2 protein-coding genes are annotated in these 1569 nt (G+C 25.7%); one reads left to right on the top strand and one right to left on the bottom strand.

Annotated features, from left to right (window positions below):
* Positions 1-38 precede the first annotated feature (38 nt).
* A complete protein-coding gene (locus tag G3997_RS04335) occupies positions 39-1043 on the top strand; it encodes a permease (protein ID WP_296648666.1) in 1005 nt (334 codons plus the stop codon).
* Between the two features lie 132 nt (positions 1044-1175).
* Here G3997_RS04335 and G3997_RS04330 read toward each other — a convergent pair whose 3' ends face one another.
* Entirely contained in the window at positions 1176-1541 is a 366-nt protein-coding gene (locus G3997_RS04330; protein WP_296648664.1) for a hypothetical protein, read from the bottom strand.
* Between the last annotated feature and the right edge of the window lie 28 nt (positions 1542-1569).

Raw genomic sequence — 1569 nt, 5'->3', positions numbered from 1 at the left:
ATTTTTAATATCAATTTTTTTTGATTTAAGGAGGTTGTATGAACATATTTAATTTTTTCACAGAACAAATTTTAGGTATGAAATGGTTATCTGATTTAATTACCTTATTTGTTCAAAATATATTAAATCTAAATGTATCAACTAGATTAGGTGGAAGTATTCAATTTTTCATTTATGATACTATAAAAATATTTATCCTTTTAGGAGTTTTAATATTTTTCATATCATATATACAAAGTTATTTCCCACCAGAAAAAACTAAAAATATACTATCAAGATTTAAAGGAATATCAGGAGCTATAATATCTGCTCTTCTTGGAACTGTAACTCCATTTTGCTCTTGTTCTAGTATTCCTATATTTATAGGTTTTAGTAATGCAGGATTACCACTTGGTGTTACTTTTTCATTTTTAATATCTTCACCTATGGTTGACCTTGCATCTTTACTTTTACTTGCATCATTCTTTGGAATGAAAATATCTATTCTTTATGTAATAATAGGACTTATAATTGCTGTTATCGGTGGAACTTTAATAAGTAAACTTAATATGGAAAATCAAATAAGAACTTATAATGAAAAAACTCGTGACTTATATGGAGAATCAGAAAACTTTAATCAAAAACAAAGACTTGATTATGCTTTATCTGATACTAAAATTATAATAAAAAATGTTTATAAGTATGTTTTAATAGGTGTTGGTATAGGTGCTTTAATACACAACTATATACCACAAGATATTATACTTAAAGTACTAGGTAATAAAAATCCATTTTCGGTTATTATAGCAGCAGTTGTTGGTATTCCAATGTATGCTGATATATTTGGTACAATTCCAATTGCAGAAGCATTATTTATGGCAGGAGTTCCAATAGGTACTATACTTGCATTTATGATGGGTGTTACAGCACTTTCACTTCCATCAATGATAATGCTAAGTAAGGTTGTTCGCCCTAAGTTACTAGCTATATTTATAGGAATTGTTACTGTAGGTATTATTATAACTGGATATTTATTCAATTATTTTAGTTATTTATTGATGTAAAATATTCTAAAATTAAACTTTGATAAAATAAAAAAACTCTTAGCATAAGATAAGAGTTTTTTAAACTGGCGGGAACAACAGGGCTCGAACCTGTGACCCATTGATTAACAGTCAATTGCTMTWTACAATCTTTTACTTCCATACATATGCATCTTTAACTATATTTTTGCGCATCAACTCTTCAAATTTATCATTTAAATCTAAAAATGCTAAGTTAAGTCTTACTTTATCTTGATTATTAAGATTTAATTTATGAGATTTACTTAATCCCATAGCAAACTTCCCCATAGCTATTCTAAAATCTTCATAATTTTTGTCATATAGCTTATACTCTTTACTTAAAATTTCTAGCTTTTTTAAGTTACTTTTCGATTCTTCTTTATATTCATTTATATCATCAACACTTTTTATATTCATATTAATTTCAGTAGTATTAAGTTTTAATTTTATTAAATAATTTTTATACTCATTTATCAACATTCTATCGTCTTGTCTCATAAACCCTATCTCCTATRTTAATTTTAAA

This window comes from Romboutsia sp. 13368, from assembly GCF_018336475.1.
Taxonomy (GTDB): domain Bacteria; phylum Bacillota; class Clostridia; order Peptostreptococcales; family Peptostreptococcaceae; genus Romboutsia.
This window is presented reverse-complemented; position numbering and strand designations above follow the sequence as displayed.

Coding starts and splice junctions, on each gene's coding strand:
- G3997_RS04335 (WP_296648666.1), top strand. CDS start 39: ATGAACATATTTAATTTTTTCACAGAACAAATTTTAGGTATGAAATGG.
- G3997_RS04330 (WP_296648664.1), bottom strand. CDS start 1,541: ATGAGACAAGACGATAGAATGTTGATAAATGAGTATAAAAATTATTTA.